Genomic DNA, 14,843 nt, shown 5'->3' with positions numbered 1-14,843 from the left:
TGGTGACCATGTTTACAGGAATTATAGAAGAAACAGGCACAATCGAATCGATGAAAAAAGCAGGGCATTCAATGGCCTTAACAATCAAATGCTCAAAAATACTAGAGGATGTTCATCTGGGCGATAGCATTGCGGTGAACGGCATTTGTCTGACTGTCACCGATTTTACCAACAATCAATTTACAGTGGATGTTATGCCTGAAACAGTCAAAGCCACCTCACTGAATGAATTATCAAAAGGAAGCAAAGTAAATCTGGAAAGAGCGATGGCGGCAAACGGCCGATTCGGAGGCCATTTTGTCTCCGGACATGTCGACGGAACTGCTGAAATTGCACGAATTGAAGAGAAAAGCAACGCTGTTTACTATGATTTAAAGATGGACCCGTCTTTAACAAAAACATTGGTCCTAAAGGGATCCATTACCGTGGACGGCGTGAGCTTGACCATATTCGGCCTGTCGGAAGATAAAGTGACGATTTCTTTAATACCGCATACCATCAGCGAAACGATTTTCTCAGAAAAAACAATCGGCTCTACAGTGAATATCGAGTGCGATATGATCGGAAAATATATGTATCGTTTTTTGCATAAAGCCAGTGAAAGTAAGACCCAACAAACCATTACAAAAGCCTTCTTAAGCGAAAACGGCTTTTAGAGAGGAAGATTCGCATGTTTCATCCAATAGAAGAAGCACTAGACGCTTTAAAAAAAGGCGAAGTCATCATCGTTGTAGATGACGAAGACAGAGAAAATGAAGGAGACTTTGTGGCTCTTGCCGAGCATGCAACCCCAGAAGTCATTAACTTTATGGCGACCCACGGAAGAGGACTGATTTGCACGCCGCTTAGTGAGGAAATCGCGGACAAGCTTGATCTTCACCCAATGGTTGAGCACAATACAGATTCTCATCATACTGCATTTACGGTAAGCATTGACCACCGCAAAACGAAAACGGGTATCAGTGCTCAAGAAAGATCTTTTACCGTTCAAGCATTGCTGGACAGCAAATCCGTGCCGTCTGATTTTCAGCGTCCGGGGCACATTTTTCCGCTCATTGCGAAAAAAGGAGGTGTCCTGAAAAGAGCGGGCCATACAGAAGCTGCTGTTGACCTTGCTGAAGCCTGCGGATCCCAAGGAGCCGGCGTCATTTGTGAAATTATGAATGAAGACGGAACGATGGCAAGAGTGCCCGAGCTCATTGAAATTGCGAAAAAGCATCAATTAAAAATGATCACCATTAAAGATTTGATTCAATACCGTTACAACCTGACAACACTTGTTGAGCGTGAAGTAGACATCACGCTGCCTACTGATTTTGGTACATTTAAGGTTTACGGATACACAAATGAGGTAGACGGAAAAGAGCATGTCGCATTTGTGATGGGAGACGTGCCGTTCGGTGAAGAACCGGTATTGGTCCGGGTTCATTCTGAATGTCTCACAGGTGACGTGTTTGGATCTCATCGCTGTGACTGCGGCCCGCAGCTGCACGCCGCGCTGGCGCAAATTGCCGCTGAAGGGCGGGGAGTGCTCTTGTATTTGCGCCAAGAAGGCCGAGGCATCGGTTTAATCAATAAATTAAAAGCTTATAAGCTTCAGGAACAAGGCTATGATACCGTAGAAGCCAACGAAGCGCTTGGATTCTTGCCGGACCTTCGCAACTATGGCATCGGGGCACAAATGTTACGCGATCTCGGTGTGCGGAATATGAAGCTTCTGACGAATAATCCGCGAAAAATCGCCGGCCTTGAAGGCTATGGACTCAGCATTTCAGAAAGAGTGCCCCTTCAAATGGAGGCAAAAGAGCACAATAAAAAATATTTGCAAACGAAAATGAATAAACTGGGTCATTTGCTTCATTTCTAATCACAAATATCACAAAAAAGGATGGGAATCATATGAATATCATACAAGGAAACTTAGTTGGTACAGGTCTTAAAATCGGAATTGTAGTAGGCAGATTTAATGATTTTATTACGAGCAAGCTGCTAAGCGGTGCAGAAGATGCGTTGCTCAGACACGGCGTAGACACAAATGATATTGATGTGGCTTGGGTTCCAGGCGCATTTGAAATACCGTTTGCCGCAAAAAAAATGGCGGAAACAAAAAAATATGACGCGATTATCACATTGGGCACTGTTATCAGAGGTGCGACAACACATTATGATTATGTCTGCAATGAAGCTGCAAAAGGTATCGCGCAAGCAGCAAACACGACAGGCGTACCTGTCATCTTTGGCATTGTCACCACTGAAAACATTGAGCAGGCAATTGAGCGTGCCGGCACGAAAGCAGGCAACAAAGGTGTAGATTGCGCTGTTTCTGCCATAGAAATGGCAAATTTAAACCGCTCATTTGAATAATTTGTTGAAAACAGTTTAAAAATATGGCGAAAATGATATAATGTGAGAAAACGGATCACCTATTCGTATCCGTTAATAGCCAGACTGGACATTTTGGATATAGAGGGGTTTTTATGTTAATTCGTTATAAAAAATCGTTTGAAAAGATTGCGATGGGGCTTCTTTCGTTCATGCCGAATGAAAAAGACCTTAAGCAGCTTCAGCAGACAATTAAGGACTACGAAACGGATACAGACCGCCAGCTCTTTCTTTGGAAAGAGGACGAGGATATCGTCGGAGCAATCGGAGTCGAAAAAAAGGATTCCGAGGTTGAAATCCGGCATATCAGTGTGAATCCTTCTCATCGCCATCAAGGAATCGGAAAACAGATGATGGATGCTTTAAAGCATTTATTCAAAACGCAGATACTGGTTCCGAATGAATTAACGCAGAGCTTTTTCGAACGTTGTCAAGGTCAGCAGGATCAAGACATTTCATACAATAATTAAGCAGAGGCTGTCATCAGCCTCTGCTTTTTTTTCTCCGTTCTATCTCTTTTTCACGCTCAAGGATGACCTCAGTCCGATCCCGCAAACGGTGCTTGTCAATAAGAAATATGTCGGTGATTGTGCTGGGCTGCCCCCATGTGTACTCTGTTTTTTGACATTCAATGCGGCATGTTTCCTCCAGCTTCTCATCTTTGATCGGCAGCATGATGCTTTTATAGGAAGATCCCATTTCGATTTGTTCGTAAACCGACTGCATAAGCTCGAGTAAACGGCTATGATCAAGTCCCAAGTCTTCAACAGCTTGTTTTTCGGCTTGAAGAATCCGGATGCTGTTCGCCATCAGTCGTTTGGCGCCGGCTGTATTCTGCCTTCTATGATGATACAAAGCAACCGCAAGCTGAATAAAGCCGACCCAATACATTTTTCGTTGATTTGGAGGATCTTCCTTCCAATATTCTTCTAATATTTCATGGCATTCAAAATAATCCCGTGTTGCGTGAAATTCAACGAGATAATCGATATAAGCTTTCGGGTACACGATGCTTCCTCCTTTAATCTGCTTTCAGTGTAACATAGGAAGAATAAAAGAAAAAAACGCTCAGCCCTGTCTTTGTTTATCACGACTATTGAAAGGGAAACCGCCGCGGGGGCATTTCTTGCAACTCCTTTATTGTTTTGAATATTCTTTACAAATAGCTTCAAAACAGGAAATGAAATAGTATTGGACGAGAGCTTTTTGGTGCCTTATACTAAAGGATAGCCAGTTTATCCGGCAATGAGAGTGATACTTGAAAATGGTGAGATGATGGAAGAATATCAAGTGAAAATTGATACGTTTGAGGGCCCATTGGACCTGCTGCTTCATTTAATCAATCGTCTTGAAATTGACATATATGATATCCCTGTGGCGAAGATCACTGAACAATATTTATTATATGTACATACGATGCGTGTGCTTGAGCTCGATATGGCCAGTGAGTATTTGGTCATGGCTGCCACGCTGCTCAGCATTAAAAGCAGAATGCTGCTCCCGAAGCAAGAGGAGGAGCTTTTTGAAGATGAATTACTTGAAGAAGAGGATCCGCGGGAGGAACTGATTGAAAAGCTGATTGAGTATAGAAAATATAAAGATGCGGCGAAGGATTTAAAAGAACGGGAAGAAGAAAGACAAAAATCGTTCACGAAACCGCCGAGTGATTTGAGTGAATATGCAAAAGAAGTCAAACAGTCTGAGCAAAAGCTCTCAGTCACGGTCTATGACATGATCGGGGCTTTTCAAAAAGTGCTGAAACGCAAAAAAATAACAAAACCGATGGAAACAACAATTACCAGACAAGAAATACCAATCGAAGACAGAATGAACGAAATCGTGCACAGCCTGAAATCAAGAGGAACGAGAATCAACTTTATGGAGCTGTTTCCGTATGAGCAAAAAGACCATTTGGTTGTAACTTTTCTAGCTGTTCTCGAGCTGATGAAGAATCAGCGGATTCTCATTGAACAGGAGCACAATTTTTCAGATATTTACATTACGGGGAGTGAATCCATTCATGGGGCTTAATATCGTGAATTGGAAAGCTATAGTGGAAGCCCTTCTTTATGCGGCAGGCGATGAAGGGCTCACAAAAAAGCAGCTGTTAACAGTGCTTGAAATCGAAGAGCCTGAACTGAATACTATCATGGCCGAGGTGGCTGACGAATACCGCGGGGATGCAAGGGGCATTGAACTTATTACATATGCAGATACGTACATGCTCTCTACCAAAAAAGCCTTTGCGCCGTATTTGAAAAAACTAATAGAAGTGCCGTCAAAGGGCCTTTCTCAAGCTTCATTAGAAGTGCTGGCCATTGTTTCTTATAAACAGCCGATTACCAGAGCAGAAATTGAAGAAATCAGAGGCGTGAAATCAGAGCGGATTTTACATAGCCTCGTCGCGAAGGCTTTATTGTGTGAAGTTGGACGGGCTGACGGTCCGGGACGGGCCATATTATACGGCACCACGCCGACTTTTCTTGAACAATTCGGTTTGAAAACGCTGGACGAGCTTCCGCCGCTGCCTGAAAATGCGGAAGAAGACGTTCTTCAAGAAGAAGCAGATTTATTTTTTGAAAACTTTAACCAAACCTTCGAAGATATAAAATAGAAGTTTAATGAATCGCGCTTTTTCATCATCATAAGATATAAGGAAAGAAGCTATTATGAAAGAAGCAAAATGTGAGAGACAAAGACATGAGGGGAAGATACCAAACGAAATGGGACATTCGATTGTGCGAGCGCAGACTCAAAAAACAGGCGAATTCTTATCAATGGTTGTCAATACTGTTAACGATTACCTAAACAAAACAACGCTTGCGTCCTTGCAGGCTGAATTGCCTATTGAGAAAGGATACTGCTGTGATGTGCTGAGCACTCTGAGAAGAATGACAGTATATTGTGAAGGAGGCGCAGAAGCGTGCCGCCGTCTCCTGATGCAGGAGCCTTTTCAAGAAGCCAGAGCGGGAAAAACACTTTACAAGGTGTATCACCAATGCATTGAAGAGTTCTTTATGCCGAAAAAGGACACGTGGTGTGAAAATAGCCGGGCGTCTTATACCGGGGTCAGCGCAATTGAGTTTTACCATGCTGTTCCTGCGTCGCTTGAGCAATTATTATTGCCGCTGAGCGCAGCCTTTCTGAGAATGAGAGAAGAGCTGGCTCATTACGAAGCGTCCGGATCAAGCATGGCGCCAATCAGATAACGTTTACTCTCCCTTTTTCAGGGGGAGTTTTTTTTATGTTTGCCTGCAGATCTATAATTGGTATTCATAACTGGTGGACATGCGCATAAACTTGTACAAACCACCACAAGGACGTGAGCAAACATGCGCATTTTCAAAAAAGCAGTATTCATGGTTATGATTTCTTTTCTTTTTGCAAATGTAAATGTGAACACAGCACATGCTGCTATAGATGTCAGTGCAAAAAGTGCGATTGTCATTGATGGAGCGTCAGGCAGAGTGTTATTTGCCAAGAGCGAGCATGAAAAAAGGCGGATTGCAAGCATCACAAAAATCATGACGGCTGTTCTCGCCATCGAATCCGGCAAAATGGATGAAACGGTGACGGTTTCGGCAAATGCTGTCAGAACAGAAGGCTCTGCCATTTATTTAACAGAAGGCCAAAAAGTGAAACTAAAAGATCTTGTGTACGGCCTCATGCTGAGATCAGGAAACGACGCCGCTGTTGCGATTGCTGAACATGTCGGCGGAAGTCTCGATGGATTTGTTTATATGATGAATCAAAAAGCCGAGCAGCTTGGCATGGAGAATACTCGTTTTCAAAACCCGCACGGATTGGACGACCACAAAAACCATTATTCAACAGCCTTTGATATGGCCATTTTAACCAAATACGCTATGAAGCTGAAAGACTATCAAAAAATTTCAGGCACAAAAGTCTACAAAGCAGAAACGATGGAAAGTGTTTGGAAAAACAAAAATAAACTGCTGACGATGTTATATCGATACAGCACAGGAGGAAAAACAGGCTATACAAAACTTGCAAAACGGACACTGGTCTCAACAGCCACAAAAGATGGCATTGACCTGATAGCCGTGACCATCAATGATCCTGACGATTGGGATGATCATATGAAAATGTTTAACTATGTGTTTAATCATTATCAAACCTATTTAATCGCGAAAAAAGGGGACATTCCAAAGCTGAATGGCACATTTTATGAATCTAAGGCTTTTATTAAACGGGACATCACCTATTTGCTGACTGAAGAGGAAAAAGAAGAAGTCAACATTCAAACCACGCTGCTTAAACCGAAAAAAGCATGGGAAAAAGATGCCTCAAAGATTCCCGACATCGTAGGGCACATGAAGATCATGTTTAACGATGAAACCATAGCAAATGTGCCGATCTATTATGAAAATGAACGAAATCAAAAACCGAAGAAACAATTTTTTGAAACGTTCAAATCAATCTTTCTGAATGCGGCTGGCGGGGCAAAATGGTCAATATAATATGGGTCAGCTTAACTGTGATCGGACTTGTTTTTGCGATGTGCAACGGAACCTTGCAAGATGTAAATGAAGCTGTGTTTAAGGGGGCAAAGGAAGCCGTTACGATCTCATTCGGGCTGATGAGCGTGCTTGTTTTCTGGCTTGGCTTAATGAAAATAGCCGAGCAGTCAGGGCTTTTGGATATTTTCAGCCGGATGTGCAGGCCTTTTATATCTAAGCTGTTCCCGGATATCCCTCCGGATCACCCGGCGATGGGCTACATTTTATCTAATCTCATGGCGAACTTCTTCGGCCTTGGGAATGCGGCAACTCCGCTGGGCATTAAAGCAATGGAGCAAATGAAAAAGCTGAATGGAAACCGATCGGAAGCAAGCCGGTCGATGATTACTTTTTTAGCTGTCAATACGTCCTGCATCACTCTCATTCCGACAACCGTAATCGCTGTCCGAATGGCTTATTCCTCCAAAACACCGACAGATATTGTCGGACCAAGTATTTTGGCGACCCTCATTTCTGGAATCGGCGCCATTATCATTGACAGGTATTTTTATTACCGCCGCAAAAAGAAGGGAAGGTGAGCGGATGGAAATCATTAATTGGCTGTCTTTAGCCATGATTCCGATCATTATTGCCGGCATTCTTCTTTATGGAACAATCAAAAAGGTTCCCACATATGAATCATTTGTAGAAGGCGGAAAAGAAGGGATAGAGATCGCCTTTTCCATTATCCCCTACTTAGTCGGAATGCTTGTCGCCATTACTGTTTTCAGATCATCAGGCGCGCTTGATTTTATAATGGACCTTTTAAAACCGGTTTTCTCCGCTATCGGTATACCCGCTGAGGTGGTTCCGCTTGCCCTGATCCGCCCGATCTCCGGTACGGCTGCACTCGGTATGACAACCGATATAATTGCAGTGTACGGGCCGGACTCCTTCATCGGCAGACTGGCATCCGTTATGCAGGGGTCAACGGATACAACGCTTTATGTGCTGACTGTGTACTTCGGGGCAGTCGGCATTAAAAAAATGGGTGATGCATTAAAGGTGGGACTTCTTGCTGATTTAATCGGTGTAGTTGCATCTATCATCATCGTTACGTTATTATTTGGGGGCGCCTGAAAACGGCGTTTTTTTAGATTGGGCGCATACAGTCTGAAAAAGCTTGTTTGTTCAGGTCGAAAAAAGTAAGATAATACTTGAGGTGAAAGACATGGAAAGACTGCAAAAAGTGATTGCTCATGCCGGATTTGCATCGCGCAGAAAGGCAGAAGAGCTGATTAAAGAAGGAAAAGTAAAGGTGAACGGCAAAGTAGTAACAGAGCTTGGTGTTAAGGTCACCGGCTCTGATCAGGTTGAGGTAAACGGGTTAAAGGTTGAACGCGAAGAGCCGGTTTACTTTCTCTTATATAAACCAAGAGGCGTTATTTCTGCAGCCCAAGATGACAAAGGACGCAAAGTCGTGACGGACTTTTTTAAAGAAGTCCCGCAGCGCATTTATCCGATCGGGCGTTTGGATTATGATACGAGCGGTCTTTTGCTTTTAACCAATGACGGCGAGTTTGCCAATAAGCTGATGCATCCTAAATATGAAATAGACAAAACATACGTGGCGAAGGTGAAAGGCATTCCGCCTAAAGAGCTGCTCAGAAAGATGGAGCGCGGAATTATGCTGGAAGAAGGCAAAACGGCGCCTGCTAAAGCGAAGCTTCTGTCTTTGGATAAGAAAAAGCAAACAAGCATTATTCAGCTGACAATTCATGAAGGACGCAACAGACAGGTGCGCCGCATGTTCGAAGCGATCGGGCATGAGGTAATCAAGCTGAAGCGCGAAGAATACGCGTTTTTAAACCTGCGAGGCTTGCACACGGGAGATGCCAGAGAACTTACGCCGCATGAAGTCAAAAGACTCAGAGCGCTGGCGGAGCACGGTAAAAACGCTTTCTAAATTTCACATAACCTTCAAAAAGTAAGAAATGTGAAATGAATGTGCAATGATATAATTGAATGGATCTGCAATAGGGGGAAGGGGGCAGTGGACAATGAAGAAAAAAAGGCGTTTATTCATTCGGACCGGCATCCTTCTCGTTTTAATCTGCGCGCTTGGCTATACGATTTACAATGCTGTATTTGCCGGCAAAGAGAGCATATCCGAAGGGTCCGACGCACCGAATTTTGTCCTTGAAGATACGAATGGGAAGCGTATCGAGCTCAGTGATTTAAAAGGGAAAGGTGTTTTTTTGAATTTCTGGGGCACATGGTGTGAACCGTGCAAAAAAGAATTTCCTTATATGGCGAACCAATATAAGCATTTTAAAGACAAAGGTATTGAAGTTGTCGCGGTAAATGTAGGGGAGTCAAAGATAGCAGTACATAATTTTATGAAATCCTACGGAGTCAATTTTCCGGTTGTTCTGGATACAGATCGCCAAGTGCTTGATGCCTATGACGTATCTCCGCTTCCGACAACCTTTTTAATCAATCCGGAAGGAAAAGTTGTCAAGGTGGTGACCGGCACTATGACAGAAAGCATGATCCATGATTATATGAATCTGATAAAACCCGGAGAGACTTCGGGATGAAGCAAGTCAAATGTGAATGCGGACATGTAAACCCGGTCGGAACCGTTCTATGTGAATCGTGCGGAAGAGCTCTCCAAGTCACTCAGCCTCCGCTTGCTGATATGAGATATGACGGAAGCGCAAGGCGTTCACAAACTTATAACAAAACGATTATTGATAAAATTTGGAATTTCTTTTCATCGGTTAAGGTTGGAATCTGGCTGATCATGATAACCCTTGCTGCATCAGCGTTCGGCACCATTTTTCCCCAAGAAGCCTATTTGCCTCCGGGCGCACAGGCTGACACCTATTACAAAGAGCAGTACGGCACATTTGGTCAGCTTTATTATTTGCTCGGATTTCATCATTTATATGGTTCTTGGTGGTATTTGCTGCTTATCGCCTCGATCGGCATTTCACTCGTGATTTGCAGCCTCGATCGGGTCATTCCGTTGTACAGGGCGTTAAAGAAACAAGGTGTCAAAAGGAGTCCTGCTTTTTTAAGAAGGCAGCGCTTGTTCAGTGAAACGGATACTGGATTGGATGGGGAAGTAAAAGAAAAGGTTGTAGCTCTCTTAAAGAAAAAGCATTATAGAATCAGAGAAAAAGAGGGAAGCATTCTTGCCGAAAAAGGGCGTTTTTCCCGCTGGGGCCCGTATGTCAACCACATTGGATTGATTATCTTTCTGATTGGTGCGATGCTGAGATTTGTGCCTGGCATGTACGTTGATGAGACGCTTTGGGTCAGAGAAGGCGAGACCGCGGCAATACCGGGAACAGACGGTAAATATTATTTAAAAAACAATCAATTCAGCGTAGAGACCTATAACAGTAAAACGGAAAAAAAGGTATTCGCAGATGCCATTGACAGAGTCGGGGACGGGAAAGTGGCAAAGAACTTTCAAACAGATGCCGTACTCTACAAGAGAGAAGGAAAAATTGTTTACGGTGAGAAGCCAAAACTGAAAAAAATATCAGAAGAGGATATCCGTGTCAATCAGCCGCTTCGTTTTGATTCTTTTTCCGTTTACCAGGTGGATTATAAAGAGAATCAGCTTGATCAAATGGTGTTTCAGCTTATAGACAAAAAAACAAAAAAATCCTTTGGGAGCATGAAGATCAACCTTTTGGATCCAAATTCGGTTTATGATCTTGGCAACGGTTACAAAATAGAAATCGCCAGCTACCTGCCCGACTTCTATTTTAATCAGGACGGGGAACCGAGCACGAAAACAAAGATCCCTAACAATCCGGCTTTTGTCTTTAATGTCATAACACCGGACAAACCGAAGGGCGAAAAGAGCTTTGTCGCCATCCAAGAAACAATCGAAGGCTCCGGCAGCAACAAATACAAGCTGAAATTTGACCATGTCGAAACGAAAAGCATTACCGGACTTACAGTCAGAAAGGATCTGACACTTTGGGTGCTTGCCGTCGGCGGAGCTATTTTTATGATCGGTGTCATTCAAGGAATGTATTGGCAGCACCGAAGAATCTGGCTGCGCTCACAGGACGGGTCAGTTATGGTGGCGGCGCATACCAATAAAAACTGGTATGGCCTGAAGAAGGATTTAGCATTTGTATTGGCTGATTCCGGACTGACTGAACCGGCGGACCAAAAAGAATGAATCAAAACACAGAAATAGGCGAAAAGGGAGTGATGACATGGCAGAGCTGAGCGGAAATTTTCTTTATGCGGCCTTTCTTGTGTATTTAATCGCTGTCCCGATTTTCGGCGGGGCCATACGAGGAAATAAAGATCAAAAGGGCAAGCCAAACCGATGGGCCAACATTGGAATCACTCTTTCTATTATCGGTTTTCTTTGCCACCTTGGATATTTCAGCACAAGGTGGGCTGCCAGCGGCCATGCGCCTGTCAGCAATATGTTTGAATTCACCACCGCGTTTGGCATGATGCTCGTTTTAGCGTTTATTATTCTTTATTTTATCTACAGATTGCCTTCATTAGGCTTGTTTACGCTGTCAATCGCTTTATTGCTGATTGCATACGCCAGCATGTTTCCGACGGATATCTCGCCATTAATTCCGTCCCTGCAGAGCAATTGGCTGTATATTCACGTAACAACGGCCGCGCTTGGGCAAGCTATACTTGCCATCAGCTTTGTCGCAGGTGTCATCTTTCTTTTGAAGCATGTAGACCAGACAAAACGCAGCAAAAAAACCTTCTGGCTTGAAGCGATTATGTTTATCCTTGTCACAACCGTCGCTTTTATTTTGATCACATCAGCATTTCGTCTTGCAGGCTATGAGGCGGAGTTCAACTGGGTGGATAAAAATAAGGAAAAAAGCGTGATGGTGTACGAAATGCCTGCGCTTGTCGGCCCGCATCAGGGAGAGCTTTTGACCGAGGAGAAAATGGAGCCGCTTGTTGAGCTTCCTGCTCTTTTCTCAGGCAGAAAGGTGAACACTGTCATTTGGTCATTTGTCGCAGGGCTGGTTTTGTACGGCGCGCTTCGTCTGATTATCAGACAAAGAATCAGTGCCCTTTTACATCCGCTTGTGAAAAACGTCAATCTTGATCTGGTGGATGAGGTTGGGTACAGGGCCGTATCAATCGGGTTTCCGATCTTTACGCTCGGCGCGCTGATCTTTGCAATGATTTGGGCTCAGCTCGCGTGGACCAGATTTTGGGGCTGGGACCCGAAGGAAGTATGGGCGCTGATCACCTTTTTGTTTTATGCCGCGTATTTGCATTTAAGACTGTCAAGAGGCTGGCACGGTGAGAAGTCAGCATGGCTGGCCGTAATCGGTTTTGCTATTATTATGTTTAATTTAATATTCGTAAATCTAGTGCTTGCCGGACTTCATTCTTATGCTTAGTCCTAAGAAAGCGACACAGTTCTCAAACTTTCTCACGATTTGAAAAATGAAAGTAACAGAAGGAAAGCAGGGGGAAAACGATGGACCAAACGAACGAAACCAAAATATTAGTAGTTGATGACGAAGCCAGAATTCGCCGCCTTTTAAGAATGTATCTGGAACGTGAAAATTATGTCATAGACGAAGCGGAAAATGGTGATGAAGCCATTGCCAAAGGACTTGAAGCCAATTATGACTTGATTTTGCTTGATCTGATGATGCCGGGGACTGATGGAATTGAAGTGTGCCGGCAACTTCGGGAAAAAAAAGCGACACCAATCATCATGCTGACCGCAAAAGGAGAAGAAACAAATCGGGTGCAGGGGTTTGAAGCGGGAACAGATGATTATATTGTCAAGCCGTTCAGCCCTAGAGAAGTCGTGCTGCGGGTAAAGGCCCTTTTGAGAAGAGCATCCCAAACCTCTTATATCAACGCCAATACACCGACGAAAAATGTGCTCGTGTTTTCACATCTGTCCATTGACCATGATGCCCACCGCGTAACGGCTGATGGAACAGAAGTAAGCCTGACGCCGAAAGAGTATGAGCTCCTACACTTCTTAGCGAAAACTCCTGACAAAGTGTATGATCGGGAAAAGCTTCTCAAAGAAGTGTGGCAATATGAGTTTTTTGGTGATCTGCGGACAGTGGACACTCATGTTAAACGCCTGAGAGAGAAGCTGAACAAGGTATCCCCGGAAGCTGCGAAAAAAATTGTCACCGTATGGGGTGTAGGCTATAAATTTGAGGTAGGCGCTGAATGAAATTTTGGAAAAGCGTAGTAGGCAAGCTGTGGTTTACGATCCTTTCACTCGTTTTGATCGTATTATTTATTTTAACGGTTCTTTTGTTGGAGTTTATTGAAAATTACCATGTGGAAGAAGCCGAGAATGATTTAACACAGCTTGCGAATAAAGTTGCTGTCATCTTAGAAAATCACGAGGACCAGGCGCTGGCAAGATCAATCACTTGGGAGCTCGCTGATAACTTAACAAGCATTGCAATCATTCAAGATGAGAAACAGTATTGGTATTCTCCGAATGATAAAAATCGCCTGTCGTCTATTACGGTTGAGCAAATACAGCATGACAATGACTTAAATGAAGCTCTCCAAGATCATAAAAAAGTAAGCAAACGAACGGGGCTGAGCGACACAGACACGGATAATGAGCGTCTGATTGTAGGTGTCCCGTATGAAAAAGACGGAAAGAAAGGCATGGTCTTTTTATCCCAGTCTTTGCTTGCCGTTAAAGATACAACAAAACACACGACCCGCTATATTTTTCTGGCCGCGGGGATTGCGATTGTACTGACCACGTTTTTTGCTTTCTTCTTATCAAGCAGGGTCACGTATCCGCTTCGAAAAATGAGAGAGGGCGCACAGGACTTGGCAAAGGGCAAGTTCGATACAAAAATCCCAATTTTAACTCAGGATGAAATCGGTGAACTGGCAACTGCTTTTAATCAAATGGGGCGGCAGCTTAACTTTCATATTAATGCGCTCAATCAAGAAAAAGAACAGCTTTCTAATATTTTGAGCAGTATGGCTGATGGGGTTATTACCATTAATATTGACGGTACGATTCTTGTGACAAACCCGCCGGCTGAACGTTTTCTTCAAGCTTGGTATTATGAGCAGAACATGAATATTAAAGAAGGGGATAACCTTCCGCCTGAAGCAAAAGAGCTGTTCCAAAACGCTGTCAGCACTGAAAAAGAACAAATGATAGAAATGACGCTGCAGGGCAGATCATGGGTGCTTTTGATGTCGCCGCTTTATGCGGAAGCGCATGTCAGAGGAGCGGTTGCCGTGCTGCGCGATATGACGGAAGAACGCCGCCTTGATAAACTGCGTGAGGATTTTATCGCAAATGTCAGTCATGAGTTGAGAACACCGATTTCCATGCTTCAGGGATACAGTGAAGCGATTGTCGATGACATTGCAAGCTCTGAAGAAGACCGAAAAGAAATTGCTCAAATCATTTATGACGAATCGCTGCGAATGGGCCGCTTAGTCAACGATCTGCTTGATTTAGCCCGAATGGAATCAGGCCATACAGGCTTGCATTATGAAAAAATCAATGTTAATGAATTTTTAGACAAGATCATCCGGAAATTTTCCGGCGTTGCTAAAGAAAAAAATATTGCTTTACATCAAGACGTTTCTCTCATAGAAGAGGAATTTATGTTTGATGAAGACAAGATGGAGCAGGTATTTACCAATTTGGTCGATAACGCGCTGCGGCATACTTCATCCGGCGGCAGTGTTTCTATTGAAGTCCATTCTGTGAAGGATGGATTGAAAATCGATATCAAAGACTCTGGATCCGGTATACCGGAAGAAGATCTCCCTTTTATCTTTGAGCGGTTCTATAAGGCAGATAAAGCGAGGACAAGAGGCAGAGCAGGAACCGGACTAGGGCTGGCTATTGTTAAAAATATCGTGGAGGCCCACAACGGGTCAATTACGGTGCACAGCCGAATGGATAAAGGAACGACATTTACATTTTATATTCCGACAAAACCACAAAATCGAGTCTGA

17 protein-coding genes are annotated in these 14,843 nt (G+C 43.7%); 16 read left to right on the top strand and 1 reads right to left on the bottom strand.

Features of this window, described 5'->3' with window-relative positions:
* Positions 1–8 precede the first annotated feature (8 nt).
* The 4 genes from ribE to ribT all read left to right on the top strand — a co-directional run bounded on the left by ribE (position 9) and on the right by ribT (position 2,852).
* Positions 9–656 (top strand): riboflavin synthase subunit alpha, encoded by a 648-nt coding sequence (gene ribE, locus ACY3LV_RS05850; RefSeq protein ID WP_148961442.1) that lies wholly within the window; start codon positions 9–11, stop codon positions 654–656.
* Between the two features lie 14 nt (positions 657–670).
* Positions 671–1,867 carry a bifunctional 3,4-dihydroxy-2-butanone-4-phosphate synthase/GTP cyclohydrolase II gene (locus ACY3LV_RS05845; protein ID WP_333561890.1) on the top strand — a complete coding sequence of 399 codons (1,197 nt, stop codon included), beginning with the start codon at positions 671–673 and terminating at the stop codon, positions 1,865–1,867.
* Between the two features lie 32 nt (positions 1,868–1,899).
* Positions 1,900–2,364 carry a 6,7-dimethyl-8-ribityllumazine synthase gene (ribH, locus tag ACY3LV_RS05840; protein WP_003223915.1) on the top strand — a complete coding sequence of 155 codons (465 nt, stop codon included), beginning with the start codon at positions 1,900–1,902 and terminating at the stop codon, positions 2,362–2,364.
* Between the two features lie 113 nt (positions 2,365–2,477).
* A complete protein-coding gene (ribT, locus tag ACY3LV_RS05835; RefSeq protein ID WP_148961444.1) occupies positions 2,478–2,852 on the top strand; it encodes a GNAT family N-acetyltransferase RibT in 375 nt (124 codons plus the stop codon).
* Between the two features lie 13 nt (positions 2,853–2,865).
* Here ribT and ACY3LV_RS05830 read toward each other — a convergent pair whose 3' ends face one another.
* The gene (locus ACY3LV_RS05830) at positions 2,866–3,390 is read right to left on the bottom strand and encodes a DUF309 domain-containing protein (RefSeq protein WP_148961445.1); all 525 of its coding nucleotides are present in this window, start codon (positions 3,388–3,390) and stop codon (positions 2,866–2,868) included.
* A 267-nt stretch (positions 3,391–3,657) separates the two neighbouring features.
* On the opposite strand from ACY3LV_RS05830, the gene scpA reads away from it, so the two are divergent.
* From scpA to resE, 12 genes are all read left to right on the top strand, one after another.
* Positions 3,658–4,413, top strand: a complete 756-nt coding sequence (gene scpA, locus ACY3LV_RS05825; RefSeq protein ID WP_148961446.1) for a segregation/condensation protein A — start codon at positions 3,658–3,660, stop codon at positions 4,411–4,413.
* Positions 4,403–4,996 carry an SMC-Scp complex subunit ScpB gene (scpB, locus tag ACY3LV_RS05820; protein ID WP_148961447.1) on the top strand — a complete coding sequence of 198 codons (594 nt, stop codon included), beginning with the start codon at positions 4,403–4,405 and terminating at the stop codon, positions 4,994–4,996. Before scpA ends, scpB begins: the two co-directional genes overlap by 11 nt.
* 55 nt (positions 4,997–5,051) lie before the next feature.
* Complete coding sequence (locus tag ACY3LV_RS05815; protein WP_464863518.1) at positions 5,052–5,591, top strand: YpuI family protein; 540 nt, start codon at positions 5,052–5,054, stop codon at positions 5,589–5,591.
* A gap of 123 nt (positions 5,592–5,714) precedes the next feature.
* Positions 5,715–6,863: a D-alanyl-D-alanine carboxypeptidase family protein gene (locus ACY3LV_RS05810; protein WP_464863517.1), complete on the top strand. Its 1,149-nt coding sequence runs from the start codon at positions 5,715–5,717 to the stop codon at positions 6,861–6,863.
* A complete protein-coding gene (gene spmA, locus ACY3LV_RS05805) occupies positions 6,851–7,441 on the top strand; it encodes a spore maturation protein SpmA (RefSeq protein ID WP_024121904.1) in 591 nt (196 codons plus the stop codon). Before ACY3LV_RS05810 ends, spmA begins: the two co-directional genes overlap by 13 nt.
* Positions 7,442–7,445: 4 nt before the next feature.
* Positions 7,446–7,982, top strand: coding sequence for a spore maturation protein SpmB (spmB, locus tag ACY3LV_RS05800; RefSeq protein WP_087990579.1), 537 nt, complete (start codon positions 7,446–7,448; stop codon positions 7,980–7,982).
* A gap of 91 nt (positions 7,983–8,073) precedes the next feature.
* Entirely contained in the window at positions 8,074–8,808 is a 735-nt protein-coding gene (gene rluB / locus ACY3LV_RS05795; RefSeq protein ID WP_087990578.1) for a 23S rRNA pseudouridine(2605) synthase RluB, read from the top strand.
* A gap of 94 nt (positions 8,809–8,902) precedes the next feature.
* Positions 8,903–9,442 carry a thiol-disulfide oxidoreductase ResA gene (gene resA, locus ACY3LV_RS05790; protein WP_087990577.1) on the top strand — a complete coding sequence of 180 codons (540 nt, stop codon included), beginning with the start codon at positions 8,903–8,905 and terminating at the stop codon, positions 9,440–9,442.
* Positions 9,439–11,049, top strand: coding sequence for a cytochrome c biogenesis protein ResB (resB, locus tag ACY3LV_RS05785; RefSeq protein WP_464863516.1), 1,611 nt, complete (start codon positions 9,439–9,441; stop codon positions 11,047–11,049). The genes resA and resB overlap by 4 nt, the downstream gene beginning before the upstream one ends.
* Before the next feature lie 37 nt (positions 11,050–11,086).
* On the top strand, positions 11,087–12,262 hold the full coding sequence (gene resC, locus ACY3LV_RS05780; RefSeq protein WP_464863515.1) for a cytochrome c biogenesis protein ResC: 1,176 nt from the start codon (positions 11,087–11,089) through the stop codon (positions 12,260–12,262).
* Between the two features lie 80 nt (positions 12,263–12,342).
* Entirely contained in the window at positions 12,343–13,065 is a 723-nt protein-coding gene (resD, locus tag ACY3LV_RS05775) for a DNA-binding response regulator ResD (RefSeq protein ID WP_148961451.1), read from the top strand.
* Positions 13,062–14,843, top strand: coding sequence for a sensor histidine kinase ResE (resE, locus tag ACY3LV_RS05770; protein WP_333516941.1), 1,782 nt, complete (start codon positions 13,062–13,064; stop codon positions 14,841–14,843). The genes resD and resE overlap by 4 nt, the downstream gene beginning before the upstream one ends.

The organism is Bacillus sp. 11C (assembly GCF_055486375.1).
Note: the sequence above shows the minus strand (reverse complement) of the source record. Positions and strands in the feature narration are given on the sequence as shown.